A 25336-nucleotide genomic window follows, 5' to 3' on the forward strand; every position below is an offset into this window, starting at 1 on the left:
GCCGCCGGGCGGGCAGTTGCGGCCAACCGGCGTCGGAGCAGGGCCGGCTGTGCGAGGATCATCCGCCGTGACACCTGCCGGCGGGACCCCGCCCGTACCGACCGAGCGGCCACGCCGGCCGCGGCTGCACCCGCTGGACCGGGTGGCGATCGGGCTGGCCCTGTTGGGTCTCGGCGCGGTGGTCACCGGCCTGCTCCCCCGGGCCGACGCCGGGGCGACCCTGCACCGCATCCTGCCGCTGCTGCTCTTTCTCGGCGCGGTGGTGGTGCTCGCCGAACTGACCGCCGTCGCCGGGGTGTTCGACGTGCTGGCCACCCGGCTGGCGATCACCGCCCGGGGCAGCTTCGCCGGCCTGTTCCTGCTCTGCGTCGGGTTCGCCTCGCTCACCACCATCGCCCTCAACCTGGACACCACCGCGGTCCTGCTCACCCCGGTGATGATCGCGCTGGCCCGCAAGCTGGACGTCGCCCCGGGGCCGCTGGCGATGACCACCGTCTGGCTGGCCAACACCGCGAGCCTGCTGCTGCCCGTGTCGAACCTGACCAACCTGCTCGCCGCCGACCGGATCGCGCTGGCTCCGGCGGCGTACGCGGCCCGGATGGCGTTGCCGCAGCTCGCGGCGATCGGGGTGACCATGGCGGGGTTGTGGCTGTGGCACTGGCGGCGGGGCCGGCGCGACGTCGACCGGTTCACCCCTCCCCCGCCGCACCGGCCGGCCGACCGGCTGCTGTTCGGCACGGCGGTCGCCGGCTGCCTGCTGTTCGTCGCCGGCATCCTGGTCGGGGTGGAGATCGGGGTGGCCGCCGCCGTCGCCGCCGGGCTGGTGGTGGCCGGTTTCGCGGTCCGGTCCCGGCGCACCCTGCGCCCGGCGCTGCTGCCCTGGCGGCTGCTGGTCTTCGTGACCGGCCTGTTCCTGGTGGTGCAGACCCTCGGCCGGCACGGGCTGGACGACCTGGTGTCCGTGCTGCTCGGGGACGCCGGTGGCACGGCGGGGGCGCTGCGCGCCGGGGGCACCGGGGCGCTGCTGGCCAACCTGGTCAACAACCTGCCCGCCTACCTGGCCGGCGAGGCGGTGCTCCCACCCGGTGACGAAACCCGGCTGCTGGCGCTGCTGATCGGCACCAACGTGGGGCCGCTGGCGGTGCCGTGGGCGTCCCTGGCGACCCTGCTGTGGTTCGAGCGGTGCCGGGCCGCCGGGGTGACCGTGCCGCTGCGCCGGTTCGTGGCGACCAGTGCCGTGGTCGCGGTGCTCGGCACCCTCGCCGCGGTGCTCGCCCTGCTGATCGCCGGCTGACCCGGCGGCGGCCCGTCGTCCGGCCGGTCAGATCCCCATCTCGGCCTCGTACGCCGAGCGCAGCCGGGCGCGGGCGGCCGGAGCCAGGCAGACGTGCCAGTCGGGCCCCTCGTCGATGACGTTCAGTTCACCGGCGGCCTGCCGGGCCAGCAGGATCTCGGCCAGCACGTCCCGCGCGCCGAACCGGGCGTACCAGGCCAGTTCCACGTCCACCGCCCAGCCGAGGCAGTGGCCGCTGGGCAGCATGGCCGGCTGGCCGAGCCGACGCAGCCGGTACCGGTGTTCGGCGCTGTGGGCCAGGTTGGTCACCCACAACGGCGGGGTGCCGGGCGGGGCGGAGCGGGCGAACTCCCGGGCCAGGTCGTTGAGGAGTGCGACGACCTCACGGCGGGTCCGGCGCAACGGCACCCCGGCGGTGGGCGGGGCGGTCTCCGGCGTCAGCCGGCCCCGGACGGCGCGCACCCCCCGACCCAGGACGCTCGCCGGCTGTTCCCGGTAGCGGAAGCCGAGCAGACCACGGCGGCGCAGCCATTCCAGGTCGATCAGGTCGGGGTGCGTGTCGGCCTGATCGTCGGTCGCCAGGGCCGTCGTGTCCCGCCACCACATCAGGTCGATGCGGGACAGCAGGTAGATCCGGACCAGGGCGGTCAGGTCGGGGCCCGGGGTGGGCCGGTCGGGCTGGTGGCGGGCCAGTTCCAGCAGCAGGGTCTCCCGGGCGCCCAGCACCCCCTGCCCGGTGGCGTCGAGCACGTCGGCGATCGCCGGTTCGCGCAGCCGCTGGTCGAGCAGCACCTGACGGGCGGCGGTGCCGGCGGTCCCCGCGAGCGCGCCGACCTCGACCAGCAGCTCGGCGACCGCCTGCCGGTAGGCGTCGAGGTCGGGGGCGGCCGGGCGCACCGGACGGGTCGGGACGGGCGTCCGCCGGGCCGGGGCGGGCGGGGTGACGCCGGGTTGGGGGCCGGGGCTTCGGCTGGGCACGCGCATGGTCGGTCCTCTCCCGGTGCGACACGGTGCGGATGAACCTGAGGCCACCGTAACCGTGGTGAACCGGTGGAGACCGAGCATTCCTCCCACACCCCCCGAAGGGCGACACGCGGCCGACGGCGTCGCCCGGTCCCGCACCGGCCTGGGCCGGTGGCCGACCGCGACCGGGCCGCCCGTCGACGTGCGACGGGCGGCCCGGTGCGGGTGGGTCAGCGCAGGGTGCAGGCCGTCCCGTTCACCGCGAACCCGGTCGGGGTCGCGTTGGTGCCGCTGTAGGTGGCGTTGAAGCCGAGGTTGACCGAGCCGTTCGGCGCGACCGCGCCGTTGTAGCTCTCGTTGGTCACCGTGACCTCGCTGCCGCTCTGGCTGAACCGGCCCGACCAGCCCTGGCTGATCTGCTGGTTACCGGTGAATCGGAAGGTCAACCGCCACGACGACCAGGCCGCCGCGCTGGTGTTGGCCAGCGTGACGCTGCCGGTGAAGCCGGTGCTCCAACTGTTCGCCGAGTACGTCACCGCGCACCCGCCGGCCGGCGGCGGCGTGGTGGTCGGCGGGGGCGTGGTGGTGGGCGGGGGCGTGGTGGTGGGCGGGGGCGTGGTGGTCGGCGGGGGCGGCGTGGTGGTCGGCGGCGGCGTCACCGTGGGGGTCGGCGTCGGGTCCGGGCCGCTGCCGGTGCCGGCCTGCTCGGCCGCCCAGTGCACCAGCCAGGCCAGCGCCGCGTTCCAGTTGATCGCCACCTCGTTGACCGAGTACGCCCCGATGTCGTCGATGAAGCACTTCTGCGGCTTGCAGCCACCGAGCTGGGCCTGCACGACCGGGTCCTGCAACTCGCTGTTCGGGCCGCCGGAGAGCGAGCCGGGCGGCGCGGTGGGCAGCGAGCCGTCGTTCTGGTTGGCCCAGAACCGGTGGTGCAGGTTACGCACCGGCTTGTCGCCGTACCCGGCCACGTAGGACTGGTTGAGCGGGTTACGGCCGAGCAGGTAGTCGTAGGCGGCGAAGGCCCCGTTGCGGTACTTCGTCGTGCGGGTCAGGTCGTAGGCCAGGGCGAGCACGTTGGCGTTGTTGGCGACCGCGCCGTTGGAACCCCAGTAGTACGTGCCGTTGCCACTGCCCGGGGCCGGGTAGCCCTGGTTGGCGATCTGGGCGAGCATCCGGTCGGCGAAACCGACGATCGCCGAGCGGATCGTGCTCACGTCGCCGCTGGGCAGGCCGGTCGGCACCAGCACCAGGGTGGTGTCGCCCAGGCCGGCCGTCCAGCTCCAGTCGTACGCGCCCCGGGTGAAGCCCGCGCCCCGGGCGTGCGGGGAGCTGCTCAGGTCGTTGCGGTAGCCGGTCGCACCGGTGGTGGCGTACAGCTCGGCCGCGGCCCAGTAGAACTCGTCGCTGACGGTGTTGTCCTCGTACGCGCCGCCGCCGGTGTTGTCGGTGGCGGGGGCGAGCCGGTTCGGGTTGGCCTTCGCCGCGGTGTACGCCTTCTCGGCGGCGGCCAGGGCCCGGGAGGCGAAGGCGGCGTCGAACGGCTTCCACAGCCGGGACGCCTGGGCGGCCACCGCCGCCATGTTGAGGGTGGCGGCGGTGCTCACCGGGGAGAGCAGCCGGGGCTCGCTGTCCAGCTCGGGGCGGGTGGGCAGGGCGGTCCAGTTCTGGTCGTGGATCTTGTGGTGGACCATGCCGGCGTTGGTCCGGCCGTCCGGCACCTGCATCTTGAGCAGGAACTCCAACTCCCAGCGGGCCTCGTCGAGGACGTCCGGCACCCCGTTGGACCGCTCGGGAATGGCCAGCGTGCCGTCGGCGACGGCGGACCTGTCCGCCCCGCTCACGTACAGCGTGCGCTCGTAGATGTTCTGCAGCTGCCAGGTGGACAGGCCGCCGTTGACCACGTACTTGCCCTGGTCACCGGCGTCGTACCAGCCACCGCGCACGTCCAGGGTGTAACCGCAGGAGGTGCGGCACGGCACGTTGTTGTCCCCCCGGTTGGGGGCGACGTTGACGTGCCCGGCCGGGCGGGCGTAGCGGGAACCGACGTACTGGGCGTCGATCGGGGTGCCGCTGCGCTGGTGGTAGAAGAACGCCAGCGAGTCGCCGCGCAGCCGGCGGACCGGGTCGGCGGAGATGTCGAACGGGTAGCTGTTGCTCCCGCCGACCGACAGCACGTAGCCGGTGCCCGGGGTGTCGTAGGCCGAGAAGTCCGCGATGTGCACCGGGTCGCCGGAGAGCGCGTCGGTGCCCCGTACCGTGGTCTGCCCGGAGGCGACCGTGGCGCCGCCGGCGTTGCGCAGCGTCCAGCCGAGCGGGGAGTTCGCGGAGTTCACGACGGTGGCCTGCTTGGGCAGCCCTGGCACGTAGGCGACCTGGTTGACCTTGACCGGTGAGCCGGGGTCGGGGGCGGCGGAGGCGAGCTGCGGCACGGCCGCGAGCCCGCCGAGGGCGAGCAGGGCGGCAGCCGCGAGCGCGACCGGACGCCGTCGGGGATGCTGGGGCATGGGGCCTCTTCCGGTGGGGATGGCAGTGACCATCCGACCGGACCGGCGCAGCAGTGATCCGCCGGGCGGTCGGATGGACCGTCGACGGGAGCGCTCCGCCCACCATAGACCACCGTCAGTCCGCCGGGAAGTCACCGCCCAACGGCCGGACGGTCCGGGTCCCGCCGTCGTAGCTGCGTGCCGCCACGAACCGGCCCTCCGGCCGGTCGCCGCCGACCACCGCGCGGGCCAGCCGCCGGTCGCGGTCGCGGAAGCGCAACGCGAGGCTCAGGTGCGGCACCCAGCTCCCCGGGGCGTGCCAGGGCCGCCGCCCGTCCGCGCCGTCCAGGGCCGCCCAGACGGCTGCGTGCAGGGCGGTCAGCGCCGTCGTGGGCCGGACCAACCAGACCAGCGGCGCGCTACCGTCGAGCACCGTCACCCGCTCCAGGGTGACCGGCAGCGGCAACGCGGTGGCGAACAGACCGGCGAGCCGGCCGGCCGCGCCGGGCGGGAAGGCCTCGACGGCGGCCAGCGTCACGTGCGGCCGGTTCGTCGGGTGGCCGTGCCGGGCCAGGCTCGGCAGCCCCGCCGCGGCCAGCCGGTCCCAGGCGGCCCGCACCGTCCGCTCCAGCGCCGGGCAGCAGAGCAGTTCCACCGTACGCACGCCCGTCAGGCTAACCGGCGGGCGGGCGCGGCTGTGCCGGTCGGCACGGTGGGGCCGGTCGGCGGCACGGCCCGACCGGGGTGATGGAAAACTTTGGTCATGAGTTCCGCACCCACACCGACCGACCTCTCCGCTCCCGACGACTCCGACGGCGGGCCCGCCTTCGGGGATCTCGGGCTGCGCGCCGAGCTGCTGGGCGCCCTCGCCGCGCTCGGCTACGAGGAGCCGACCCCGATCCAGCGGGAGGCGATCCCCCTGCTGCTGTCGGGACGGGACCTGCTCGGGCAGGCGGCCACCGGTACGGGCAAGACCGCCGCGTTCGCCCTGCCCCTGTTGCAGCGGATGCCGCAGGACCGGCAGGGCGGTGACCCGGTGTCGCTGGTCCTGGTGCCCACCCGGGAACTGGCCGTACAGGTCTCCGAGGCGTTCCACCGCTACGGCAAGGACCTGGGCGCCCGGGTGCTGCCGATCTACGGCGGCCAGCCGATCGGCCGCCAGCTGCGCGCCCTGGACCTGGGCGTGGACGTGGTGGTGGCGACCCCGGGCCGGGCGTTGGACCACATCGCCCGGGGCACCCTGCGGTTGGGTTCGCTGGCCACGGTGGTGCTGGACGAGGCCGACGAGATGCTCGACATGGGCTTCGCCGAGGACATCGAGGCGATCCTGGAGCACGCGCCCGCGCAGCGGCAGACGGTGCTCTTCTCGGCCACCATGCCGGCCCGGATCGACGGGTTGGCCCGCCAGCACCTGACCGACCCGGAGCGCATCCAGATCGGGCGGGAGCAGCCGGTGGCCGGCGAGGCCCCCCGGGTACGGCAGAGCGCCTACATCGTCAGCCGGGCGCACAAGCCGGCGCTGCTGGGCCGGGTGCTGGACGTGGAGTCCCCGACGGCGGCGATCGTCTTCTGCCGCAGCCGGGAGGAGGTCGACCGGCTCACCGAGACGATGAACGGGCGGGGCTACCGGGCCGAGGCGCTGCACGGCGGGATGAGCCAGGAGCAGCGGGACCGGGTGATGGGGCGGCTGCGCGCCGGTACCGCCGACCTGCTGGTGGCCACCGACGTGGCGGCCCGGGGGCTGGACGTCGAGCAGCTCACCCACGTGGTCAACTACGACGTGCCGTCCGCGCCGGAGTCGTACGTGCACCGGATCGGCCGGGTGGGCCGGGCCGGCCGGGAGGGGGTGGCGATCACCCTGGCCGAGCCCCGGGAGCACCGGATGCTCAAGACCATCGAGCGGGTCACCGGCCAGCGGATCACCATCGACAAGATCCCGACGGTGGCCGACCTGCGCACCCGGCGGCTGGCGCTGACCCAGGCGGCGCTGCGGGAGAGCCTGCTGGAGGACGACCTGGACCCGTTCCGGGTGATCGTCGAGTCGCTCTCGGACGAGTTCGACCTGATGGAGGTGGCGCTGGCGGCGGTCAAGCTGGCCCACGAGGCGGCGCTGCCGGGCTCCGACGACGAGGAGGAGATCCCGCAGGTGGCGGTCCGCCCGCCCCGCGAGGCCCGGCCCGGGTTCGACAGCCGGGGCGGGGACCGGCGCGGCGGTGGCCGGCCCCGCACGGGCGGCACCGCGCAGGTCTTCATCGGCCTGGGCCGCCGGGCCGGGGTCCGCCCGCAGGACCTGGTCGGCGCGATCACCGGGGAGACCCGGGTCAGCGGCCGGGACATCGGCTCGATCGAGATCGCCGACCGGTTCTCGCTGGTGGAGGTGCCGCAGGGCGTCGCCGACGAGGTGATCGCCGGGCTGCGCAACAGCACCATCAAGGGCCGCAAGGCGACCGTACGCCGCGACCGCGGCGTCGACGGACGCTGACCCGGACGCGACACCGGCCCGCCTCCCCTCGACGGGGCGCGGGCCGGTCGCGTTCGTCAGAGCGGGTACGGCCCGAACCGCCCCCAGGCGACGATCGCCGCCAGGACCAGCAGCACCACGGTCATCGCGGTGCCCTGGTGTTCCTTGGCGCGGGCGTGCACCACGACCGCGCCGACCATCACGATCACCAGCCCGACGGCGGCCAGCGGGGTGAGCACCGTGGCGATGCCGGTGAGGCCGGGCAGGACCAGCCCCAGCGCGGCCAGCACCTCGGCCGCGCCGAGCGCCTTGACCTGCAGCGGCGGGGTGTTCCGCACCCATGCCATCCGGTCGAGCAGCTTCTCCTTGGGCTGGATGAGTTTGGTCAGTCCCGCGCCGGCGAAGAGCGCGGCGAGCAGGATCTGCACGATCCACAGGAACATGTTCACGGGTGGTCGCCTCCGGGGGTGCCACCGGGCGGTGGCGGATGCGGGAAACGGGAGGGGTCCAGATTACGGGGCCGCAGCGGCCCCCGACGCCGGGCGCGACGTCGGGGGCCGTGGGTGGGCTCCGGTCAGGCGGCGCCGACCGGTCGACCGCCGAGCGTGTCCGCGTCGATCTCGGCCGGACGCAACGCCAGGGCGAGCACGTCGGCCACGTCGGCCAGGGTGTGCACGGTCAGCGCCTCGCGCACCTCGGTGGGCAGGTCGTCGAGGTCGGGCTCGTTGCGGGCCGGGATGATCACCTCGGTCAGGCCGGCCCGGTGCGCGGCGAGCAGCTTCTGCTTCACCCCGCCGATGGGCAGCACCCGCCCGGACAGTGTCACCTCGCCGGTCATCCCGAACTCGGGCCGTACCGGTCGGCCGGTCACCAGGGACGCCAGCGCGGTGACCATGGTGATGCCGGCGCTGGGGCCGTCCTTGGGCACCGCACCCGCCGGCACGTGCAGGTGGATCCGGCGTCCGGCCAGGACGTTCGGGTCGAGGCCGTAGCGCCGCCCGTTGGCGCGCAGGTAGGACAGCGCGATGTGGGCGGACTCCTTCATCACGTCGCCGAGCTGCCCGGTGAGGGTCAGCCCCGGCTCACCGTCCATGCTGGTGGCCTCGATGAAGAGCACGTCGCCGCCGGCGCCGGTGACGGCGAGACCGGTGGCCACGCCGGGCACCGCCGTCCGCTCGGCCGACTCCGGGGTGAACTTCGGCCGGCCCAGGTAGCGGGCCAGGGTGTCGGTGTCGACCCGGACCGGGGTCGGGTCGGTGGCCAGGGCCACGGCGACCTTGCGCAGGATCTTGGCCAGGGCCCGTTCGAGCTGCCGGACGCCCGCCTCGCGGGTGTACTCACCGGCGATCAGCGCCAGCACCTCGTCGGTGACGGTCACCTCGTCGGCGGTCAGGCCGGCCCGCTGGAGCTGCCGGGGCAGCAGGTGGTCGCGGGCGATGGCGACCTTCTCGTCCTCGGTGTACCCGTCCAGGGTGACCAGTTCCATCCGGTCCAGCAGCGGGCCGGGGATGGTCTCCACCACGTTGGCGGTGGCCAGGAAGAGCACGTCGGACAGGTCGAGGTCGACTTCGAGGTAGTGGTCGCGGAAGGTGTGGTTCTGGGCCGGGTCGAGCACCTCCAGCAGGGCGGCGGCCGGGTCCCCGGCGTACCCGACGGCGAGCTTGTCGACCTCGTCGAGGAGCACCACCGGGTTCATCGAGCCGGCCTCGCGCAGCGCGCGGACGATCCGGCCGGGCAGCGCACCGACGTAGGTGCGCCGGTGGCCGCGGATCTCGGCCTCGTCGCGGACGCCGCCGAGGGAGACCCGGACGAAGTTGCGGCCCAGCGCCCGGGCGACCGACTCGCCGAGGCTGGTCTTGCCGACACCGGGCGGGCCGGCGAGGGCGAGCACCGCGCCGGAGCCGCGTCCACCGACCACCCCGAGGTTGCGCTCGGCACGCCGGTTGCGCACCGCCAGGTACTCCAGGATGCGGTCCTTGACGTCGGCCAGGCCGGCGTGGTCGGCGTCGAGTACCGCCCGCGCCGCCGTCAGGTCGGTGTTGTCCTCGGTACGCGTGCTCCACGGCATCTCCAGCACCGTGTCCAGCCAGGTGCGGATCCAGCCCGCCTCGGGTGAGGCGTCGCTGGCGCGCTCCAGCTTGCCGACCTCGCGCAGCGCCGCCTCGCGGACCTTGTCCGGCAGGTCGGCGGACTCCACCCGGGAGCGGTAGTCGGCGGAGCCGTCCGGCTCGTCCTCGCCGAGTTCCTTGCGGATCGCGGCGAGCTGTTGGCGGAGCAGGAACTCCCGTTGGGATTTCTCCAGCCCCTCCCGCACGTCGCTGGTGATCTGCTCGGTGACCTCCTGCTCGGCGAGGTGGTCCTTCACCCAGCCGACGAGCAGTTCCAGCCGGGCGGTGACGTCCTGGGCGGCGAGCAGTTCGGTCTTCTGCGCCAGGCTGAGCCAGGGCGCGTAGCCGGCCGCGTCGGCCAGTTCGGACAGGTCGGTCATCCGCTCCATCGCGTCGATGACCTGCCAGGCGCCCCGCTGCTGGAGCACTGAGGTCATCAGGGCGCGGTACTCGCGGGCCAGGTCGCGGGCGCGGCCGGCGGGGGCGGGTTCGTCGATCCGGGTGGCCTCCACCCAGAGGGCCGCGCCGGGTCCGGGGACGCCGGAGCCGATCCGGGCGCGGGCGAGGCCACGCACCACGGCGGCGGGCTCACCGTCGGGAAGGCGGCCCACCTTCTCGATGGTGGCGATCGTGCCGACGGGGCCGTACTCGCCGTCGATGCGGGGGACGGCGAGCAGGGTCTTGTCGCCGCTGGCCCGGGCGGCGTCGACGGCGGCCTGGGTGGTCGGGTCGAGGGTCACCGGGATGACCATGCCGGGCAGCAGGACGACGTCGGTCAGGGGAAGTACCGGAAGGGTTGCCATCGAGCACCTGCCATCACTTGAGGTTGAGCGTGTCTCACTCAAGTCACAAACCGTGCCCCATGTTCCGACGTGTGACTCAGGACACATCCCAGCCGTACCGTCACCGCCGGCCAGCATTGGCCGCACCCGGATTTCCCAGGATTGGCGCGACCCGCCAAATGAAAGGGAGGCATATTGTTGCGGATTTGCCGTCAGATACGTCAAACTCTTAGCACACCCCGATCACCACAGGGAGTAATGGCGATGGCAAGGAAAGTAATCACCGTTCTGACCGACGACCTCGACGGCGGAAAGGCCGATCGGACCGTCGAGTTCAGCCTGGATGGGGCGGCGTACACCATCGACCTCTCCGACGAGAACGCGGGGGTGCTGCGCAAGGCGCTCGACGCCTACATCACCGCTGGCCGTCGAATGGGCCGAGGTGCCGTCGAGGCCGGTCGCCCCGCCCGGCGCCCCGCCCGGCCCGGTGTCTCGGGAATGGATCGCGAGCAGAACCGCGCCATCCGGGAATGGGCGACCAAGAACGGACACGAAATCTCCGAGCGCGGGCGCATCCCGGTCTCGGTCGTGGAGGCGTGGAAGAACCGCTGACAGCGGGCCGGATCACGAACGGGCACGCCGGGGTCACGCTGGGATATCCAGCGTGACCCCGGCGTTTTTGCCGTGTCCACAATTTCCATCCCACGACCCCGCACCGAAAACATCCGCCGGTACGCTGTCCGCCCCGCCGCACGCGAACCGGCGGGCACGCAACGACTGCGGGCCACCCCAGGGAATCCTGGGGTGGCCCGCAGTCGTTGCCGGTCGGGTCAGTTGACCCGGATGCGCACCACGTCGAAGGCGGGGGTCTGGTTGGCCCGCTCCATCATCGGCACCCGGTGCGAGCCGTCGCCGGCCCAGACCGCGCACTGCGCCGTACCCGACTGCGGCAGGCCCGGGATCTGGATGGTCACGTCGTCGGCCTGGTTGCCGCCCTTGCCGTCCTCGGTGGCGACGAAGAACGCCGGCACGTCCTGCGGGTTCGAGGGCGCCTGGTTGGTGTTCTGGAGCATCCGGCAGGCGGTGTGGAAGTGACCGCGGGTCAGGCCCTGACCGTTGAGCACCGAACTCTCCAGGTAGTAGCCGCCCTGGCCGGCCGCCAGGAACCGGTCGCGGACCAGGTTGCGGGTGGAGACCTTCAGGGTGAAGGCCTGGTTGCGCTGCACCTGGTTGGGGAACTGCGTGATCAGCAGCGACGGGTTGTTGGCCGCCGCCCCCACCTCGCCGAACGCGGTGCTGACGCACCGGTTGCCGTTCTGGAAGCCGTCGTGCGCCTGCAACCGGCTGTTGGCGCAGTCCTTCGCCAGCACGCCCAGGGCGTTGCCGTTGTTGCCGTTGTTGCCGCCGTTGTTGTTCTGGCCGCCGTTGTTGCCGTTGTTGCCGTTCTGGCCGCCGTTGTTCCCGTTGTTGCCGTTCTGGCCGCCGTTGTTGCCGTTCTGACCACCGTTGTTGCCGCCGTTGTTGGCCGCCACCTGGCAGCCGGCGAGCTGCTCCAAGCCCTGCGGGCGCTGGGCGAAGCGGCCGATCGCGGTGGCGATCCGGTTCAGCGCCGACCGGCGCTTGTCGGCCAGCGGGCCGAGGATGGCGTTGTCGATGAACGCCTTGCCGTTGCGCCCCTCGGCCGCCAACCGCTTGTTGGCGTCGTCGATCTGGGTCTTGAGCAGGGCGAGTTCCTTGTCCACCTCGGCCTTGGCCTGGGCCGGGATCTGCGGCAGCCGGGGGGTGACCTCCGGGCAGGCAACCGTCGAGGCCAGCGTGGTCACCGGCGCGTTGCCCGCCTTGACGGCCTGGCACTCGGCGACGGACATCTGCCCGTCACCCCAGTGGTTGCGGACCCATCTGCCGTTCTGCCACGTCTGGGTGGTGCTGCCGCGCCCGCTCGGCGAGGTGGCACCGGGGCTCGGTGCGACGCAGGCCGACGAGACGTTGCGGGTCTGCTGCCTCGGCTTGTCCCCGGCCGAGGAGATCTGGGTGACGGCGGCGATACCGCCGAAGACGACGAGCGCACCGACCGCCGCCAGCAGCCGCTTGCTCCGCGCGTTACCGGAAGACCGGCGTGCCCCTGTGGACCTGCGCATCGAATTGCTCTCCTTCTCGATCCGGTACCTGACTCGCGCCCCCGACGAGGCGACCCTTTCCGGGTCGGTCACCCCCGCCGGAGACGCTGCGACGTTCCGGTCGCACGTCGATGGCCGACGATGCCTTTCCGCACCGTCCGCCGCGTCGGGTGGCGCGGCTGGGAAGATCCTGTCCATTCCCGCTTAGGTACGGGCCGGCATCGGCGAAGGTTCAACGCGGATCGAGGAATCCCGGACCGTTTTCCGGGCGGGCCGCAATGTCACCAACCGTCGCCGGAAAATGACGGCGGGTCGCTCGGCGGCCGGCCGTTTCGACGGCGGTCAGTCCACGCAGAGGTGCTCGAACGCGAACGGGGCGGCCAACTCGTCACGCCGGTCCCGCAGGGCGCGGATCTGCCGGCGCAGCTCGTCCCGGTCGAGCAGGACCGGTTCCTCGTCGTCCGCCCCGGCCAGCCGTTCACCCACCGCCACCGCCGCGAGATCCTCGGCCAGCCGGCCCGGGTCCACCCCGCAGTGCAGCCGCGCCTCGTGCACCGTGACCCGCTCCACCAGGCACCGGCCGGGACGCACCTCGACCCAGCTCCACCCCTCGGCCGTCCCGTCGCGCCAGCGCACGTGCAACCCGCGCACGATCGGATCGCTGAGCCGCCGCGACACGTACGCCTCGACGGCCGCCGCCCGGGACAACGCGCCGAGATCGTTGACCGGCCCGGTACGCCCGTCCGGCAGCCGGCCGACGATGTCCCGGAAACCCACCGGGGCGTCGTCCGACCCGTCCGGGGCGGCCCCGGCGGCGTAGGCGCGCGCGTCGATGACGTACGTGACGATGCGTCGGCCGTGCCCGGCGGCCCGCAGCGTGGGCGAGCCGATCCGCAGCACCGGCAGGCCCACGGCGGCGCACACCGCGGCGGCCATCCGCCCGGCCCGCTGCCCGGCCGAGCCCGGGGGCGCGGTCGGGCCGACGGTCAGGGCGAACAGCGGCACACCGGTGTCGGCCGCGCAGACGACGTGGTCGAACTCCTCGCGCAGGGCGGAACTCCACTGGTGCCCGGTGACCCCGGCCGGCCGCCGCGACACCAGGTCACCGAGCCGACGGGCGGCGTACACGGCCTGGCCGGCCCGGACGAACAGCGGCGCGACACCGGACGGTACCGGCCGCAGCCGGGCGTCGTCGTCGGTGGCGGTACGCGTCATCGTCGGGTCGGTCCGTCCGGGGCAGGCGAAAGTGACCGGCCGAGTCTAGGACGTCGAGGGCGATCTCCGCCCCGCCGGTTCGGGCGACGGACGCGGCACCAGGCGGTTGGTGCGCCCCGGGCTCGATCTCTACGCTCACGGGGTGCTGCACGACGGACCGGCCCCGGAACTGTTGACCAAGCGGAGTCTCGTCACGGTCTCCCACGCCATCGAGCGGTCGGCGCTGGCCACCGCCGAGGACGGCCCGCTGGTGGTGATCGCCCTGTTCCAGCGGATGCCGTACTTCCTGCGGGAGCGGGAGCGCTACGCCCGGATCGCGGCCGGCGCGACGGTCACCGTGGTCGGGTCGGTCGGGCAGACACCGCCGGAGCTGCCCGCCGGGGCGTACCCGGTGACGCTCGACGACACCGAGGAACTGGCCCGCGAGTGGAGTGTGGTGGCGCTGACCCCCCGGTTCGGGGCGAGCCTGGTGGCCCGGGACCGCCGGGAGGTGGTGCCGGCCGACACCCTCGAACAGGGGCGGCTCTTCGCCGGCCGCTGGGGGTTCCGCCGCGACGAGGCGCTGCACGAGGTGATCCGGCTGCGCACCCAGCTCGGCGACCGGCTCCCCCCGGTCGCGCTGACCGCGATCGACCAGGTGCTGCACCGGGTCCGGGACCTGCCGGCCACCCCCGGGGAGAGCCGGGCCGAGGCGGCGTTGCGGCTGATGGCCGACCGGGCGGAACGCGCCCACCGGGCCGGGCCGGGCCGGCACGCCGAGCCGGGGGACGGCCCGCCGGGGCTGGTGGACGAGCCGACACTGCGCCACTGGACCGGGATGGACGGGGTGACCGCCGCCGGCACCCTGCCGGTGGCGCTGATCGGGGTGCGCGTCGGTGAGCCGGCCGGTGCCCCGGAACGGTTCGGGCGACGCAGCGCCGCCCGCGAGGCTCAGGCCGTGATCGCCGCGCTGACCGCCCCGCTGCGCCCGGTCGACCGGGCCGTCCGCCTCACCGCCGACGAGTACCTGCTGGTGCTGCCGGCGTTGACCCGCGAGGAGGCGTTGGCGGTGGCCGGTCAGGTGCACGACTGCGTGGCCGGGCTGGCCCGGTCGTACCCGTTCGTGTCCTTCGCGGTGCACACGGCGGTGACCGTGACCGACCGGCGGCCGTTGCCGGTGGCCGAGGTGCGGCACGCCGTCGGGTGGGCGGCCCGGGAGGGTGTCCCGGTGGCGACGGTGGCCCGGGAGACCGTCGCCAGCGCCGCCCACTGAGGACGGGAGGACGACGACGTGCGGGTGGTCTCGTTGGTGCCGTCGCTGACCGAGGCGGTGGCGGTGACCGCGCCGGAGCTGCTGGTCGGCGCGACCGACTGGTGCGTGCACCCGGCGGGGTTGGACGTGGCCCGGGTCGGCGGCAGCAAGTACCCCGACCTGGACCGGGTCCGGGCACTGCGGCCGGACCTGGTGCTGCTCAACGTGGAGGAGAACCGCCGTGCCGACGCGGACGCGCTCACCGCGGCCGGGATTCCGGTGCTGGTCACCTACCCCCGGACCGTGCCGCAGGCCCTCGACGAGCTGGCCGGGATGCTCGCCGCGCTGGGGGTGACCGGGGAGCCGGGCTGGCTGCTCGACGCCCGCCGGGCCTGGGCCGCCCCCACCGGCACGGGCCCCGTGCGGCGGGCCGTGGTGCCGGTGTGGCGGCGACCGTGGGTGGTGCTCGGCGGGGACACCTTCGCCGGGGACGTGCTGCGCCGGCTCGGCGTGGTCAACGTGTACGACGACGATCCGGACCGTTATCCGCGTCCCGACCTCGACGCGCTGCGGGCCCGCCGGCCCGACCTGGTGGTCCTCCCCGACGAGCCGTACGCGTTCACCGCCGACGACGGGCCGGACGCCTTCCCCGGCGTCCCCTGCGCGCTGGTCTCCGGCCGCCACCTCACCTGGTACGGCCCGTCGCTGGCCGAAGCGCCGGGACTGCTCGCCGCCCAACTGGCCACCCCGGTCTGACCGTCGGCTCCGGGCGGGCCCCGGGGTCGGCGGTCAGGCCACCGGGGTGATCCCCCGCTCGGTCAGTCCGGCGTCGTCCACGTCGTACCCGATGGTGCTGGTGACCTGGACCACGCCGCTGACCTGGCCGGCGAGTTTCTCCGCCAGTTCGGCGGCGGTCCGCCGGTCCAGCCGGCCGTCCAACCGCACCGCGCCGTCGCGGACCTGCACGGTGACCAGCCCGTCCCGCACGGCGAGCACCCGGCGCAGCACCTCCTGCACCACGTCCTCCCGGATCTCGGCGTCGGTGCGCAGGTGCACCCGCAGCAGGTCGCTGCGGGTGACGATGCCGACCAGCCGGCCCAGGTCGTCCAGGACGGGCAGCCGCTTGACCGCCTCCCGGTCCATCAGCCGGGCCGCCGCCGGCAGCGACGCCCCCGGGAAGGTGGTGACGGCCGGCGAAGTCATCAGGTCCTTCGCCACCAGCGCCCCAGCCTTCTCCCGGGACACCCGACGCCGCCGCCCGGCGAACACCCGACGTTCCTCCTGCGCCCCGGAGTGCTCCACCTTGTGCAGCAGGTCCGCCTCGGACACCACCCCCAGCACCCGACGGAAGTCGTCCACCACCGGCACCGCGCTGATGCCCCGGCGGATCAGCATGTCGACGATCACCCGGTACGGGGTCTCCTCCCCCACCGTGGCGACCTCCCGGGTCATCACGTCGTCCACCTGCCACGTCCTCATCACGACCTCCTCGCCCGGTTCTCCCGTCCGACGCTAGGGCTGCGCCGACCGGCCGGGCAGGGGCGGGTGGACCGGTAGACCCGAGGCCGAAGGTCCCGTTCGGGCGCCCGTACCAGGGGACTTAGGTCCCGTCCCGGCACGGACCGGTCGGCCCTGCCGGGACCGCGCCGACCGGCGTGGAATGTAACTGCCACCGGGAAGTGCGGTGCCAGGCAGAGAAGGGACGTGGAGACCATGACCGCGACGATCGAGCGGAACACCACCGCCAGGACCATCGCACCGGTGGCCGGAACCGAGACCACCCGCCAGCGGGCCGCCCGGTACGTCTGGGCCGGAACCCGGCTGGCCCTCGGCTGGATCTTCCTCTGGGCCTTCCTGGACAAGCTGTTCGGCCTCGGCCACGAGACCCCGGCGAAGAACGCCTGGATCAACGGCGGCAGCCCGACCAAGGGTTTCCTCGCCTTCGGCGCGAAGGGTCCGTTCCAGGGGATCTACCAGGACATCGCCGGTGCGGCCTGGGCCGACTGGCTGTTCATGATCGGCCTGGCCGGCATCGGGGTGGCCCTGCTGCTCGGCATCGGGATGCGGATCGCCGCCGTCGCCGGTGGCCTGCTCATGGTGCTGATGTGGACCGCCGTCCTGCCTCCCGCGAACAACCCCTTCATGGACGACCACCTGATCTACGCCGCGGTGCTGGCCGGCCTCGCCCTGGTCGGCGCGGGGAACACCCTCGGCCTCGGCCGGGTCTGGGCCACCCTCCCGCTGGTCCGCCGGTTCGGCTGGCTCAGGTGACCGGTCCCACCCACCCGGGTGGTCGACCGACCGGCAGGGGCGCCACCGCCACGGTGGCGCCCCTGCCGCGTCTGCGCCCGACCCCGTGCGGGCGGGATGCGGGTACGGCGGCTCCCGCGGGCCGGGTCCCGCGACGCGCGGGGCCCGGTCGGCGGGGCCCGCGGCAGCCGACGCCCTCGCGATCGGGCAGGATCGACACCGTCCGGACGATCGGGTGACGACAGAGGAGAACAGCAGATGAACACGCCCCAGGCAGGCAAGCCGGAGATCGGCCCGATCGAGGGTGCGGCCCCGGCCGACCTGGTGATCGAGGACATCACCGTCGGGGAGGGCCCGGAGGCGCGTCCCGGCCAGCTCGCCAACGTGCACTACGTGGGGGTGTCCCACTCCACCGGTCGCGAGTTCGACGCGTCCTGGAACCGGGGCGAGGCGTTCGAGTTCCCGCTCGGCGGCGGTCAGGTCATCGCCGGCTGGGACCAGGGCGTGGTGGGGATGAAGGTCGGCGGTCGCCGTCGGCTCACCATCCCGCCGCACCTGGGTTACGGCAGCCGGGGCGCGGGCGGCGTGATCAAGCCGAACGAGACCCTGGTCTTCGTCGTCGACCTGCTCGGCGTGCGCTGACGCCGGTCGGGGTCGCCGGCACCGCCCGGCGGCACCGCCCGGCGGCCCCGACCGGCGGACTCCGTGGCGCGGCCCGGCCGCCGGGCCCCACGGCGCACGGCCCGGCCGCCGGACCCCGGTGCCGCCCCGGTCGCCAGCTCTCCGGTGCCGCCCCGGCGGTCGCCGGGGCACATGGTCAGGCGCAGGCGGCCAGCGGGCGGGACAGGGCCCCGACCGGGGCGTCGCCGTGCCGGACGGCGATGACGCGGTGCAGGCCGCCGACCCGCAGCACCCGGGCGACCACCGGATCGGGGTCGACCACCACCAGCTCACCGCCCCGGGCCCGGACCCTGAGATGGGCGGCGACCAGCGCCCGTACCCCGGCCGCGGAGAGCAACTGGACCCCGGACAGGTCGAGCCGGAGCAGCGGGCGGGCCGGTGCGGCCCAGAGGGCGGCCCGGAACGCGCCCACGGTGGCGATGTCGATCTCACCGACCGCGCGCACCTCGACCACGTCGTCGGCCACCCGCAGCCGCACGTGGAACCGGTCCTCTGCCTGCGTCATGCCCCGAATGTAGCCCCCACCCCTGACGTTTCCGCCCTGCCCAGGGCGGGTTTCGGGGTAGTCCCAGGGTCGCCCCGGAGCCGACCCCGAGTCCTTCTCAGGGTGGAGTCGCACCTGCGACGACCGGCCGTCGGAACGGCCGGTCGTCGCAGGTGCGGTCGGGTGCGTCAGCCGCCGCTGGCCGACGGCGCGGGGGCCGGCGACGAGCCACCGGCGACCGCCCCCGGGTGCGGCGCGCTCGTGGCGGGGGCCGGCTTCAACCCCGGCGGTACGGGCAGCGCGCTGCCCCGGGCGAACTCGGCCCAGCTCGTGTTCCAGGCGGTCCAGCCGTTGCCCGGCCGCAGCGGCACCTCGGTGCCCTTCACGGTCACCAGGTCACCGACCTGGGTGATGCCCATCAGCCAGTCGGCGGCGGACGAGGAGACGTTGGCGCAGCCGTGCGAGACGTTGGTGTAGCCCTGGTCCCCCTCCGACCAGGGGGCCGCGTGGATGAACTCGCCGCCCCAGGTGAGGCGCTGGGCGTCCTCGACGTCGACCACGTAGCCGCCGTCGGGCTCGCCCCGGGTGTCGAAGCGGGTCTGCTGGTGCTTCTCCATGATCACCATCTTGCCGCTGGAACTCGGGGTGCTCGGCTTGCCGAGGCTGACCGGGATCCGACGGACCAGCCTGCCGTCCTGGAAGACCGACATCTGCTTGGTGGCGTTGTCGATGTCCAGGGCGACCTGCCGGCCGATCCTCGAGGTGGACCGCCGGTCGGCGTCACCGACGTACTCCTTGCCGATGGGCAGCCCCTCCAGTGCGGAGCGGACGCTGATCGTGGTCCCGGTGCGCCAGAAGTCGGGGGCCCGGTAGTAGACCTGACTGCCGTCCTCCAGCCACGACCAGGTGCCCGGCTGGGGCGGATCGGTCTTCACGAACAATCGTCGCTGCACGGCCGCCCTGGCCTCTTTCGGAATGGCCGGTTCGAACGCGACCGTCACCGGCATCGCGGTGCCGTACGTCTGGTTTCCGGCGAAATAGAGCACGCTGGTCAGCGCCTGCCGGTTCGTATTCGTCGGGGTCGTGGTGAACGTGGTGCGCCCGACGGTGGTCCGGCCCGCGTCGCCGGTCGCGGTGACCTCGGCGGTGTAGGTCCGGCCGTTGCCCAGCGGGGCCGCCGGCACCCAGCTCGACCCGTCCTCCCGCGGCTCCCCGGCCACCGCCCGGCCCTTGTCGTCGGTGAGCTTGACGCTGGTCACCCGGCCGTTGCTCACGGTCGCGCCGACCTCCGCGCTGACCGGGACGTCCTTCGCCCGGTCGGCGGGGGTCACCGTCACCGTGGGGGCCGCCGCCGCGCCGGGTGCCGCCCCGGCCGCCGGCTTCCGCTCGGCGGTGCACCCGCCGAGGACCAACGGTGTGGCCGCGATGGTCACCGCCATCAGCGTCAATCGCCGCCTCACGTCCATATTCCATCCCCCGTTTCCAGTCCCCTTGGCCACATTCTGTACAGCGTTTCTCGGGGCGGGTCGGGCTTTCCGGGGAACCGGGCGGGCGGGGCCGGGCTTATCGACCCCGGCGGGCGGCAGGCGGCCACGGTGCCGCCGATGTCCGGGATCGGCCGTGCCGGGACACCCCGGGCGGTCAGTCCCAGTCCTGGTCGCCGTGGTTACGGTGCCACCGCCCGCCGACCGGCGGGGTGTCCAGCCGCAGGGCCGCCACCGCGTTGCCGGCCAGGTCGTTGTCCTCGACCCGGCAGCCGACGCAACTGCCCCGGGCAGTGATCCACATGCCGTGGGTCTGGGTGCGCTCGTCGTGGTTGTCCCAGATCCGGTTGCCGCGCACCGTCGCCGAGTCGAACGCCGCGTTGATCGCGATGCCGGCCCGGGTCGGCGGCGCGGCCGGCAACTCGTACGCGGTGCCCGGCAGCGGAGTGTCCCCGCTCCACCCGCTGTAGGCGTCGGGGCGTACCGGGGCGAGGTGCAGTTCGGTGGCGGTGTTCGTGGCGACCACCGCGACCCGCCGGCCGACCCGCAGCACCTTGCCCCGGTGGCTGTCCTGCGCCCAGGTCGCCGAGCGGTCGACCAGGGACCGCTCGGTGTACCGGACCGACTCGCCGCCGCCGTGGGACGCCTCGGCGCACCGCCGGCCGTTGTTGCGGATGCGGTTGTCGAGCAGCATCGCGTCGGTCATCGGGCGGTCCACCCGGATCGCGTCCAGGCCGTTGCCCCAGAACTCGTTGCTCTCCACCACCACGTCCTGCGCCGGGTGCGGGTAGCCGCGACCCAGGTCGTGCTGGTGGTAGCCGTAACCACCGTTGCCGCTGATCCGGTTGCCCCGCACCGTGTACGGGCCCGGGGTGTTGCCCATGCTGATCCCGTCGCCCACGTTGCCGTCGATGACGCAGTCGGTGAGCAGGCCGCCCCGGCCGGCGACGCCCGAGGTGCCGTTGCCCGACACGTCGTAGCCGGCCTCCAGGTTGCCGGTCATCGTGCAGCCGGTGACGATCAGCCCGTCGGCACCCCAGTCCGAGATGCCGAACCGGTTGCCCTGGCTGTGGCAGCCGACGATCCGGTAGCCGCGCGGCGGCGTCCAGTAGTCCTTCTGGAGTTCCAGGAAGATGCCGTTGGTGCCGTTGGCCAGGGCGGTGCAGTTGGCGATGGTGAGCCGTTCCATGTCGCCCCAGCCGCCGATGCCGATGCCGATGCCCGCGCCGCCCATCTGCTCGCCGTTGTCCAGCCGGCCGCAGCCGACCACCACCACCCCGTCGACCAGGGTGTCCTGGAGGAAGTCGCAGCCCAGGCCACTGGCCGCCGTGTGGTGGATGTAGAGGTTGCGGAACACCCCGCGCACGACGTACTGCAACCCGAGGCCCTTGGCCAGGTAGTTGTACTCGGCCATGGCCACCCCGGAGCCGTCGATCTCGAAGTCGGCGAAGGTGCAGTCGGCGATGTGCCGGTCCCGGTCCGCGCCGTGCTGCAGCACCGTCCAGAACGCCAACGGTGTCGGGTCGCTGCGGTTGCCCTCGTTGCTGAGCAGGAACCGGGTGGCGGCCGGGCCGGCACCGATCAGCGACACCCCGCTGCGCCACACCGTGCCGGCGTCGCGGATGGAGTAGATGCCCGGCGGGCACCAGATCACCCGGGCCCGGCCGTCGGCCGCGTAGCCGGCACCGAGCCGGTCCACCAGGGCCGCCAGCGCGGGTTGGTCGTTGGTCACCCCGTCGCCGGTCAACCCGTAGTCGTGGGCGTTGCACCACAGCGGTGCCCCGGCGACGGGGGGACGGCGGTCCCGCACGGCGACGGGCAGACCCTGGTACGGCACGGGTGGCTCCTCTCGGCGGTGCGTCCACGACCGACACGGCAGGGCCGCGACCGGGCGCGCGCAGTGCGGTGCGCGCCCACCGGAGGTACGGCGCGTCCGTGACCCGCGCCGGATTCCCGGCCCGCCGACCGGAAAACACCCGCCGGCCGGTCGTCGCGCCGAACCGGACGAACGCCGGGCAGCGCGCCGGAGCCGGTCACCCCGCCCAGGGTGACCGGCTCCGGGCGTACCGCTCAGACGTTCGCCACCAGCAGCGCCGGCTGTTCGACGCAGTCGGCGACGTGCCGCAGGAACCCGCCGGCCACCCCGCCGTCGCAGACCCGGTGGTCGAAGGTGAGGCTGAGCTGGGTCACCTTGCGGACCGCCAACTGCCCGTCGACCACCCACGGCTTGTCCACGATCCGCCCCACCCCGAGCAGCGCCGCCTCCGGATGGTTGATGATCGGGGTGGAACCGTCCACCCCGAACACGCCGTAGTTGTTGAGGGTGAAGGTGCCGCCGGTGAGCTGGGCCGGTGGCAGCGTGCCGGCGCGGGCCTCGGCGGTGGTCTGCGCCAGGGCGGCGGCCAACTCCCGGGTGGTCAGCCGCTGGGCGTCGCGCAGCACCGGCACGAGCAGGCCCCGGTCGGTCTGCGCGGCGATGCCCAGGTGCACGCCGGCCGACTGGACGATGCGCTGCCCCTCCGTGTCGACGTGCGCGTTGAGCTGCGGGAACCGGCGCAGGCCGCTGAGGCAGATCCGGGCCAGCAGGGCCAGCACGCTGACCGGGGCGTCCGGCGTGGCCGCGTTGATCGCCGCCCGGGTGGCCAGCAACGCGGTGGCGTCCGCGTCCACCCAGATGGTGACCTCGGGAATCTCCCGACGGCTGCGGGAGAGCTTGTCGGCGATGACCCGGCGGATGCCGGTCAGCGGGATGACCACGTCGGACGCGTCGGCGGGGACCGGTCCGACGTGCGCCGCCGGGGCCGGGTCCGCGACGGGCCGGCCCGGTTCGTCGGTGTGCCGCCGCGGGGCGGTGGTCAGGGCGGCCTCCACGTCGCCGCGACGGATCACGCCGCCGGGGCCGGTGCCCCGCAGCCCGGCCAGGTCGAGCCCGTGTTCGCGGGCGAGCCGGCGCACGATCGGCGAGATGACCAGGGGGGCCGTCCCGCCGGCCGGCGCGGTGCCGCCTCCGGCCGGCGGGACGACGCCGTCGGTGGACGCCCCGGTGGCCGGGGTGTCCGTCCCCGCGCCGGCCGGGACCCTCGGCGCGGACGACGGGCCGACGGTGCCGACGGGGACGGACCCGACGGCCGGCTCCGCGACGGGCGCGGCGGCCGGCTCCGGGGCCAGGGTCAGCCGGGGGCGTCGCCGCCGCCGGGTGCCGCCGTGGCCGGTGCCGTACCCGATCAGGACGTTGCCGGAGCCGGCCCGCTCCTCCTCGCGGTAGGTGGCGTGCCCGGCGGGCTCGTCGCCGCCGTCGGCCGGCGCGACGGTGATCAGCGGCTGACCGACCGGGCGCGTCTCGCCGACCGCGCCGTGCAGGGCGACCACCCGCCCGGCGTACGGGCAGGGCACGTCGACCACGGCCTTGGCGGTCTCCACCTCCACCACGCTCTGGTCCACGGTGACCACGTCACCGACGGCGACCTTCCACTCGACGATCTCGGCCTCGCTCAGCCCCTCGCCGAGGTCGGGCAGGAGGAAGACCCGGGTGCCGGTGGCGGCGCGGGCGCTCACGCCGCGCTCCCCTGCACCAGCCAGCGCGGGTCGGGCCGGTCGTCCCACTGGAGGCGGGCCACGGTGTCGAGGACCCGGTCCACCCCGGGCAGGTGGGTGTGCTCCAGCATCGGGGCCGGATAGGGGATGTCCAGCCCGGCGACCCGCAGCACCGGGGCGTGCAGGGCGTGGAAGCAGCGCTCCTGCACCCGGGCGGCGATCTCCGCGCCGACCCCGGCGAAGCCCTGCGCCTCGGTGATCACCACGCACCTGCCGGTACGGCGGACCGAGGCGGTGACGGTGGCGTCGTCGAACGGCACGATGGTCCGTACGTCGACGACCTCCAGGTCCCAGCCGTCCTCCCGGGCGGCTTCGGCGGCCTCCAGCGCCACCGGCACCGCCGGGCCGTACGCGACCAGGGTGGCGTCGGTGCCGGGACGGCGCACCACGGCCCGGCCGAACGGGGCGGTCCGGGCCGGCAGCACGGCCTCGCCGCTGGCGAAGTAGAGCTTCTTCGGCTCCAGGAACACCACCGGGTCCGGGTCGGCGATGGCCTCCCGCAGCAGCGAGTACGCGTCCTCGACCGTCGCCGGGGTGACCACCTTCAGCCCGGGGGTGTGCGCGTAGTACGCCTCGGACGAGTCGCAGTGGTGCTCGACCCCGCCGATGCCGCCCGCGTACGGCACCCGGATGACCATCGGCACGCTCAGCGCGCCCCGGGTGCGGTTGCGCAGCTTCGCCACGTGCGAGGCGATCTGCTCGAACGCCGGGTAGGCGAACGCGTCGAACTGCATCTCGACCACCGGCCGCAGCCCGGACATGGCCAGGCCGACGGCGAAGCCGACGATGCCGGCCTCGGCGAGCGGGGTGTCGAAGCAGCGCTTGTCACCGAACCGGGCCTGCAACCCGTCCGTGATCCGGAAGACCCCGCCGAGCTGCCCGACGTCCTCGCCGAAGACGAGCACCCGCTCGTCGTCGAGCATCGCGTCGGCGAGCGCCGCGTTGAGGGCCTTCGCCATGGTCATGGTGGCCATCAGGCGTCCCCCTCCGCGTCGGCGGCCAGCTCGGCCCGGACCATCTCGCGCTGCTCGACCAGTTGCGGGGTCGGCTCGGCGTAGACGTGCTCGAACAGGCTCAGCGGGTCGACGGCCGGCTGGGCGTGCATCCGCTCCCGCAGGTCGGCGGCGTACGCCTCGGCCTCGGCGGCGATCTGCGCGACCGCCGCGTCGTCCAGCTCGCCCCGGCTGCGCAGGTACGCCTCCAGCCGGGCCACCGGGTCACGGTCCCGCCACGCCTCGACCTCGTCGGGGTCCCGGTAGCGGGTGGCGTCGTCGGCGTTGGTGTGCGCCTCCATCCGGTAGGTGTGCGCCTCCACCAGGTACGGCCCGTGCCCGGCGCGGGCGTACGCCACCGCCCGGGTGAGCACCGCCAGGACGGCCACCGGGTCGTTGCCGTCGACCTGCTCGCTGGGCACCCCGTAGCCGACGCCCTTGTAGGCCAGGCTCGGCGCGGCCGTCTGCCGGGACAGCGGGACGCTGATCGCGTACTTGTTGTTCTGCACGAAGTAGACGACCGGGGCCTTGAACACGGCGGCGAAGTTGAGCCCCTCGTGGAAGTCGCCCTCGCTGGTCGCGCCGTCGCCGATGAACGCCAGCGCGACGGTGTCCCGCCCCTGGTAGGACTCGCCGTAGGCCAGGCCGGCGGCGTGCACGCACTGGGTCGCCAGCGGGGTGCACTGCGGCGCGGTGCGGACCACCGTCGGGTCGTACCCGCAGTGCCAGTCGCCGCGCAGCAGGGTGAGCACCTCGACCGGGTCGATGCCCCGGGCGGTCAGCGCCATCGACTCCCGGTAGGTGGGGAAGACCCAGTCGTCGTCGCGCAGCGCCAGCACCGCGCCGACCTGGCACGCCTCCTGGCCACGCGAGGACGGGTAGACGGCGAGCCGGCCCTGCTTGGTCAGGGCGGTGGACTGCGCGTCGAAGCGCCGGCCGACGACCATCCGGCGGTACATCTCGCGCAGCGTCTCGACAGGTGGTTCGGGCAGGTCGGCGCGGGGTGGCAGCGGGGTGCCGTCGGGGTCGAGCAGCCGGACCGGCTCGGTCTGCGGGAGCAGGCCGGCGGTGGGTTCGGGGGCGACCGGGGTGGCCGGTCGACGGGTACGCGGGGATGCCCTGCGGACCGCCTGGGGTGTGGTCGTCACGGCGGGGACCTCCTGGACGTGTGGTGGCCCTATGCTCCAGCCGTCGGAT

At 74.1% G+C, this 25336-nt stretch carries 21 protein-coding genes; 7 read left to right on the forward strand and 14 right to left on the reverse strand.

Features of this window, described 5'->3' with window-relative positions; translation table 11 throughout:
- Positions 1-67 precede the first annotated feature (67 nt).
- Entirely contained in the window at positions 68-1294 is a 1227-nt protein-coding gene (locus ACN261_RS26065) for an SLC13 family permease (RefSeq protein WP_421482298.1), read from the forward strand.
- A gap of 27 nt (positions 1295-1321) precedes the next feature.
- Here ACN261_RS26065 and ACN261_RS26070 read toward each other — a convergent pair whose 3' ends face one another.
- The 3 genes from ACN261_RS26070 to ACN261_RS26080 form a co-directional block, all read right to left on the reverse strand.
- Entirely contained in the window at positions 1322-2278 is a 957-nt protein-coding gene (locus ACN261_RS26070; protein WP_421482299.1) for a hypothetical protein, read from the reverse strand.
- 209 nt (positions 2279-2487) lie between these two features.
- The gene (locus tag ACN261_RS26075) at positions 2488-4761 is read right to left on the reverse strand and encodes a glycoside hydrolase family 9 protein (protein ID WP_421482300.1); all 2274 of its coding nucleotides are present in this window, start codon (positions 4759-4761) and stop codon (positions 2488-2490) included.
- A 115-nt stretch (positions 4762-4876) separates the two neighbouring features.
- Complete coding sequence (locus ACN261_RS26080; protein ID WP_425852641.1) at positions 4877-5404, reverse strand: 2'-5' RNA ligase family protein; 528 nt, start codon at positions 5402-5404, stop codon at positions 4877-4879.
- A 99-nt stretch (positions 5405-5503) separates the two neighbouring features.
- Between ACN261_RS26080 and ACN261_RS26085 the strand changes: the two genes are divergently transcribed.
- A complete protein-coding gene (locus ACN261_RS26085; RefSeq protein WP_421482302.1) occupies positions 5504-7222 on the forward strand; it encodes a DEAD/DEAH box helicase in 1719 nt (572 codons plus the stop codon).
- A gap of 56 nt (positions 7223-7278) precedes the next feature.
- On the opposite strand, the gene ACN261_RS26090 is transcribed toward ACN261_RS26085, so the two are convergent.
- Together ACN261_RS26090 and lon are read right to left on the reverse strand one after the other, a co-directional pair.
- Positions 7279-7644 (reverse strand): DoxX family protein, encoded by a 366-nt coding sequence (locus tag ACN261_RS26090; RefSeq protein WP_421486828.1) that lies wholly within the window; start codon positions 7642-7644, stop codon positions 7279-7281.
- 131 nt (positions 7645-7775) lie between these two features.
- Entirely contained in the window at positions 7776-10112 is a 2337-nt protein-coding gene (gene lon, locus ACN261_RS26095) for an endopeptidase La (RefSeq protein WP_425852643.1), read from the reverse strand.
- Positions 10113-10355: 243 nt separating this feature from the next.
- On the opposite strand from lon, the gene ACN261_RS26100 reads away from it, so the two are divergent.
- Positions 10356-10703 (forward strand): histone-like nucleoid-structuring protein Lsr2, encoded by a 348-nt coding sequence (locus tag ACN261_RS26100; RefSeq protein WP_145922814.1) that lies wholly within the window; start codon positions 10356-10358, stop codon positions 10701-10703.
- A gap of 218 nt (positions 10704-10921) precedes the next feature.
- Here ACN261_RS26100 and ACN261_RS26105 read toward each other — a convergent pair whose 3' ends face one another.
- Both ACN261_RS26105 and ACN261_RS26110 read right to left on the reverse strand, forming a co-directional pair.
- Positions 10922-12229: a hypothetical protein gene (locus ACN261_RS26105; protein ID WP_420115493.1), complete on the reverse strand. Its 1308-nt coding sequence runs from the start codon at positions 12227-12229 to the stop codon at positions 10922-10924.
- 321 nt (positions 12230-12550) lie between these two features.
- On the reverse strand, positions 12551-13423 hold the full coding sequence (locus ACN261_RS26110) for a hypothetical protein (protein ID WP_421482304.1): 873 nt from the start codon (positions 13421-13423) through the stop codon (positions 12551-12553).
- 142 nt (positions 13424-13565) lie between these two features.
- On the opposite strand from ACN261_RS26110, the gene ACN261_RS26115 reads away from it, so the two are divergent.
- Positions 13566-14675, forward strand: coding sequence for a DICT sensory domain-containing protein (locus ACN261_RS26115; protein WP_421482305.1), 1110 nt, complete (start codon positions 13566-13568; stop codon positions 14673-14675).
- A gap of 18 nt (positions 14676-14693) precedes the next feature.
- Entirely contained in the window at positions 14694-15410 is a 717-nt protein-coding gene (locus ACN261_RS26120; RefSeq protein ID WP_421482306.1) for a helical backbone metal receptor, read from the forward strand.
- A 33-nt stretch (positions 15411-15443) separates the two neighbouring features.
- Here ACN261_RS26120 and ACN261_RS26125 read toward each other — a convergent pair whose 3' ends face one another.
- Positions 15444-16133, reverse strand: a complete 690-nt coding sequence (locus tag ACN261_RS26125) for a CBS domain-containing protein (protein ID WP_421482307.1) — start codon at positions 16131-16133, stop codon at positions 15444-15446.
- A gap of 225 nt (positions 16134-16358) precedes the next feature.
- Here ACN261_RS26125 and ACN261_RS26130 point away from each other — a divergent pair, with 225 nt between their 5' ends.
- Together ACN261_RS26130 and ACN261_RS26135 are read left to right on the forward strand one after the other, a co-directional pair.
- Positions 16359-16925 (forward strand): hypothetical protein, encoded by a 567-nt coding sequence (locus ACN261_RS26130; RefSeq protein WP_421482308.1) that lies wholly within the window; start codon positions 16359-16361, stop codon positions 16923-16925.
- Positions 16926-17162: 237 nt separating this feature from the next.
- Positions 17163-17546, forward strand: a complete 384-nt coding sequence (locus ACN261_RS26135; RefSeq protein ID WP_088646491.1) for an FKBP-type peptidyl-prolyl cis-trans isomerase — start codon at positions 17163-17165, stop codon at positions 17544-17546.
- Between the two features lie 175 nt (positions 17547-17721).
- Here the strand turns inward: ACN261_RS26135 and ACN261_RS26140 are convergent, their stop codons facing one another.
- From ACN261_RS26140 to pdhA, 6 genes are all read right to left on the reverse strand, one after another.
- A complete protein-coding gene (locus ACN261_RS26140) occupies positions 17722-18090 on the reverse strand; it encodes an STAS domain-containing protein (RefSeq protein ID WP_421482309.1) in 369 nt (122 codons plus the stop codon).
- A gap of 167 nt (positions 18091-18257) precedes the next feature.
- Positions 18258-19535, reverse strand: coding sequence for an Ig-like domain-containing protein (locus ACN261_RS26145; RefSeq protein ID WP_421482310.1), 1278 nt, complete (start codon positions 19533-19535; stop codon positions 18258-18260).
- Positions 19536-19710: 175 nt separating this feature from the next.
- Positions 19711-21390: a right-handed parallel beta-helix repeat-containing protein gene (locus tag ACN261_RS26150; RefSeq protein ID WP_421482311.1), complete on the reverse strand. Its 1680-nt coding sequence runs from the start codon at positions 21388-21390 to the stop codon at positions 19711-19713.
- Between the two features lie 233 nt (positions 21391-21623).
- Positions 21624-23108, reverse strand: a complete 1485-nt coding sequence (locus tag ACN261_RS26155; RefSeq protein WP_425852648.1) for a dihydrolipoamide acetyltransferase family protein — start codon at positions 23106-23108, stop codon at positions 21624-21626.
- On the reverse strand, positions 23105-24121 hold the full coding sequence (locus ACN261_RS26160) for an alpha-ketoacid dehydrogenase subunit beta (protein WP_421482313.1): 1017 nt from the start codon (positions 24119-24121) through the stop codon (positions 23105-23107). Before ACN261_RS26160 ends, ACN261_RS26155 begins: the two co-directional genes overlap by 4 nt.
- Positions 24121-25320, reverse strand: coding sequence for a pyruvate dehydrogenase (acetyl-transferring) E1 component subunit alpha (pdhA, locus tag ACN261_RS26165; RefSeq protein ID WP_425853653.1), 1200 nt, complete (start codon positions 25318-25320; stop codon positions 24121-24123). The genes ACN261_RS26160 and pdhA overlap by 1 nt, the downstream gene beginning before the upstream one ends.
- Positions 25321-25336 lie beyond the last annotated feature (16 nt).

The sequence above is a fragment of the Micromonospora sp. WMMD723 genome, assembly GCF_049863385.1.
Taxonomy (GTDB): domain Bacteria; phylum Actinomycetota; class Actinomycetes; order Mycobacteriales; family Micromonosporaceae; genus Micromonospora; species Micromonospora wenchangensis.

Excerpts from the sequence above, each read along its gene's own strand:
- ACN261_RS26070 (WP_421482299.1), bottom strand. The coding sequence starts at position 2,278 with ATGCGCGTGCCCAGCCGAAGCCCCGGCCCCCAACCCGGCGTCACCCCG.
- ACN261_RS26075 (WP_421482300.1), bottom strand. The coding sequence starts at position 4,761 with ATGCCCCAGCATCCCCGACGGCGTCCGGTCGCGCTCGCGGCTGCCGCC.
- ACN261_RS26085 (WP_421482302.1), top strand. The coding sequence starts at position 5,504 with ATGAGTTCCGCACCCACACCGACCGACCTCTCCGCTCCCGACGACTCC.
- ACN261_RS26090 (WP_421486828.1), bottom strand. The coding sequence starts at position 7,644 with ATGTTCCTGTGGATCGTGCAGATCCTGCTCGCCGCGCTCTTCGCCGGC.
- lon (WP_425852643.1), bottom strand. The coding sequence starts at position 10,112 with ATGGCAACCCTTCCGGTACTTCCCCTGACCGACGTCGTCCTGCTGCCC.
- ACN261_RS26100 (WP_145922814.1), top strand. The coding sequence starts at position 10,356 with ATGGCAAGGAAAGTAATCACCGTTCTGACCGACGACCTCGACGGCGGA.
- ACN261_RS26105 (WP_420115493.1), bottom strand. The coding sequence starts at position 12,229 with ATGCGCAGGTCCACAGGGGCACGCCGGTCTTCCGGTAACGCGCGGAGC.
- ACN261_RS26110 (WP_421482304.1), bottom strand. The coding sequence starts at position 13,423 with ATGACGCGTACCGCCACCGACGACGACGCCCGGCTGCGGCCGGTACCG.
- ACN261_RS26125 (WP_421482307.1), bottom strand. The coding sequence starts at position 16,133 with ATGAGGACGTGGCAGGTGGACGACGTGATGACCCGGGAGGTCGCCACG.
- ACN261_RS26135 (WP_088646491.1), top strand. The coding sequence starts at position 17,163 with ATGAACACGCCCCAGGCAGGCAAGCCGGAGATCGGCCCGATCGAGGGT.
- ACN261_RS26140 (WP_421482309.1), bottom strand. The coding sequence starts at position 18,090 with ATGACGCAGGCAGAGGACCGGTTCCACGTGCGGCTGCGGGTGGCCGAC.
- ACN261_RS26145 (WP_421482310.1), bottom strand. The coding sequence starts at position 19,535 with ATGGACGTGAGGCGGCGATTGACGCTGATGGCGGTGACCATCGCGGCC.
- ACN261_RS26160 (WP_421482313.1), bottom strand. The coding sequence starts at position 24,121 with ATGGCCACCATGACCATGGCGAAGGCCCTCAACGCGGCGCTCGCCGAC.